Annotated in this window: 2 rRNA genes; both read left to right on the top strand. The window is 54.2% G+C overall.

Annotated elements, in window-relative coordinates:
• The first annotated feature begins 152 nt into the window (after positions 1 to 152).
• Positions 153 to 3,044 (top strand): 23S ribosomal RNA (locus tag ACLD02_RS19340).
• Positions 3,045 to 3,233: 189 nt separating this feature from the next.
• A 5S ribosomal RNA gene (rrf, locus tag ACLD02_RS19335) occupies positions 3,234 to 3,349 on the top strand.
• Positions 3,350 to 3,400 lie beyond the last annotated feature (51 nt).

Genomic DNA, 3,400 nt, shown 5'->3' with positions numbered 1-3,400 from the left:
GCTCTTTAACAATTTGGGAAATGAGAAGTCCAAGTATTCCAATGGAATACAAGCGTTAGAAGTTTATCTGACACTTGTGTCTATTTGGTGCGATATCGTTGATTGTTGCGAGAACGTGTGGCCTGAACGGTTCAGACTGTTTTGGGTTATATGGTCAAGTGACGAAGCGTGCACGGTGGATGCCTTGGCAGCCAGAGGCGATGAAGGACGTTGTAGCCTGCGATAAGCTCCGGTTAGGTGGCAAACAACCGTTTGACCCGGAGATCTCCGAATGGGGCAACCCACCCGTCATAAGGCGGGTATCACACACTGAATCCATAGGTGTGTGAGGCGAACGCGGGGAACTGAAACATCTAAGTACCCGTAGGAACAGAAATCAATTGAGATTCCGTCAGTAGCGGCGAGCGAACGCGGATTAGCCCTTAAGCATGCGACTGGTTAGGAGAACGGCTTGGGAAGGCCGACCATAGTGGGTGATAGTCCCGTATCCGAAAACCTGAGTATGTGAAAACGAGTAGGTCGGGGCACGTGAAACCTTGACTGAACATGGGGGGACCATCCTCCAAGGCTAAATACTCCTGGCTGACCGATAGTGAACCAGTACCGTGAGGGAAAGGCGAAAAGAACCCCGGAGAGGGGAGTGAAATAGACCCTGAAACCGTGTACGTACAAGCAGTCGGAGCCCGCTTTGTTGGGTGACGGCGTACCTTTTGTATAATGGGTCAGCGACTTATTCTCAGTAGCGAGGTTAACCGTATAGGGGAGCCGTAGGGAAACCGAGTCTGAATAGGGCGACGAGTTGCTGGGAATAGACCCGAAACCGGACGATCTACCCATGGGCAGGTTGAAGGTGCGGTAACACGCACTGGAGGACCGAACCGGGATCTGTTGAAAAAGATTCGGATGACCTGTGGGTCGGAGTGAAAGGCTAATCAAGTCCGGAGATAGCTGGTTCTCCCCGAAAGCTATTTAGGTAGCGCCTCGTATATCACCACCGGGGGTAGAGCACTGTTTCGGCTAGGGGCCCATCCCGGGTTACCAAACCGATGCAAACTCCGAATACCGGTGAGTGCAGTACGGGAGACACACGGCGGGTGCTAACGTCCGTCGTGGAGAGGGAAACAACCCAGACCGCCAGCTAAGGTCCCCAAATTCCAGTTAAGTGGGAAACGATGTGGGAAGGCTCAGACAGCTAGGAGGTTGGCTTAGAAGCAGCCACCCTTTAAAGAAAGCGTAATAGCTCACTAGTCGAGTCGGCCTGCGCGGAAGATGTAACGGGGCTCAAACTGGATACCGAAGCTGCGGCAGTGTGCTTATGCATACTGGGTAGGGGAGCGTTGTGTAAGCCTGTGAAGGTGTGTTGAGAAGCATGCTGGAGGTATCACAAGTGCGAATGCTGACGTGAGTAACGATAATGCGGGTGAAAAACCTGCACGCCGAAAGACCAAGGTTTCCTGCGCAACGCTAATCGGCGCAGGGTGAGTCGGCCCCTAAGGCGAGGCTGAAAGGCGTAGCTGATGGGAAACGGGTTAATATTCCCGTACTTCTTGTAACTGCGATGGAGAGACGGAGAAGGCTAGGCCTACCGGGCGTTGGTTGTCCCGGGGAAAGGTTGTAGGCTGAGGTGTTAGGCAAATCCGGCACCTTAAGGCTGAGAATCGAGACCACCGGCCCTTTGCGGCTGGGAAGTGGTTGATGCCCTGCTTCCAGGAAAATCTTCTAAGCTTCAGGTTACAAGGAACCGTACCCCAAACCGACACAGGTGGTTGGGATGAGTATTCTAAGGCGCTTGAGAGAACTCGGGTGAAGGAACTAGGCAAAATGGTACCGTAACTTCGGGAGAAGGTACGCCGCTTGGTGTGAAGGGCTTGCCCCGTAAGCATCGAGTGGCCGCAGTGAAAAGGCCCCTGCAACTGTTTATTAAAAACACAGCACTCTGCAAACGCGTAAGCGGACGTATAGGGTGTGACGCCTGCCCGGTGCCGGAAGGTTAATTGATGGGGTTAGCTTCGGCGAAGCTCTTGATCGAAGCCCCGGTAAACGGCGGCCGTAACTATAACGGTCCTAAGGTAGCGAAATTCCTTGTCGGGTAAGTTCCGACCTGCACGAATGGCGTAATGATGGGGGCACTGTCTCCACCCGAGACTCAGTGAAATCGAAATCGCAGTGAAGATGCTGTGTACCCGCGGCTAGACGGAAAGACCCCGTGAACCTTTACTACAGCTTCACAGTGGACTTTGAGCCTGCTTGTGTAGGATAGCTGGGAGACATTGAAGCGGTGACGCCAGTCATCGTGGAGTCGTCCTTGAAATACCAGCCTGGCATGTTCGAGGTTCTAACCCAGGCCCGTTATCCGGGTCGGGGACATTGTGTGGTGGGTAGTTTGACTGGGGCGGTCTCCTCCCAAAGAGTAACGGAGGAGCACAAAGGTACCCTCAGCACGGTCGGACATCGTGCAATGAGCGTAAAGGTAGAAGGGTGCTTGACTGCGAGACCTACAAGTCGAGCAGGTGCGAAAGCAGGTCTTAGTGATCCGGTGGTTCTGTATGGAAGGGCCATCGCTCAACGGATAAAAGGTACTCCGGGGATAACAGGCTGATACCGCCCAAGAGTTCACATCGACGGCGGTGTTTGGCACCTCGATGTCGGCTCATCTCATCCTGGGGCTGAAGCCGGTCCCAAGGGTATGGCTGTTCGCCATTTAAAGAGGTACGCGAGCTGGGTTTAGAACGTCGTGAGACAGTTCGGTCCCTATCTGCCGTGGGCGTTGGAGATTTGAGAGGAGCTGCTCCTAGTACGAGAGGACCGGAGTGGACGAACCTCTGGTGTTCCGGTTGTCACGCCAGTGGCATTGCCGGGTAGCTACGTTCGGACGGGATAACCGCTGAAAGCATCTAAGCGGGAAGCCTCCCTCAAGATGAGATCTCCCTGACCCCTTGAGGGTCCTGAAGGGCCGTGGAAGACCACCACGTTGATAGGCGGGATGTGGACGCGCTGTGAGGCGTGAAGCTAACCCGTACTAATTGCCCGTGCGGCTTGACCATATAACGCCAAAGCAGTTTGAACGTTCCGCAAGGAACGGCCTGCGTGGCAGCGGTCAACGATCAATCAAGCACCCAATAGCAACAGGTGTCGGATGACCCTGACGCTGGACGCCTCGTTTTCCAGATTGGCTTTGTCCGTGCCAAACGGACAAGGCAACCCTTTTTGGTGAGTATCACCAAACCGGTTTGCCTGACGACCATAGCGAGTGGGAACCACCTGATTCCATGCCGAACTCAGAAGTGAAACCACTCAGCGCCGATGGTAGTGTGGGGTCTCCCCATGTGAGAGTAGGTCATCGTCAGGCTCCTAAATACAAAAGACCCCCGTCACGCAGTGCCGGGGGTTTTTTGTATTT

Source organism: Alloalcanivorax sp. C16-2 (assembly GCF_046507615.1).
Taxonomy (GTDB): Bacteria; Pseudomonadota; Gammaproteobacteria; order Pseudomonadales; family Alcanivoracaceae; genus Alloalcanivorax; species Alloalcanivorax marinus_A.
This window is presented reverse-complemented; position numbering and strand designations above follow the sequence as displayed.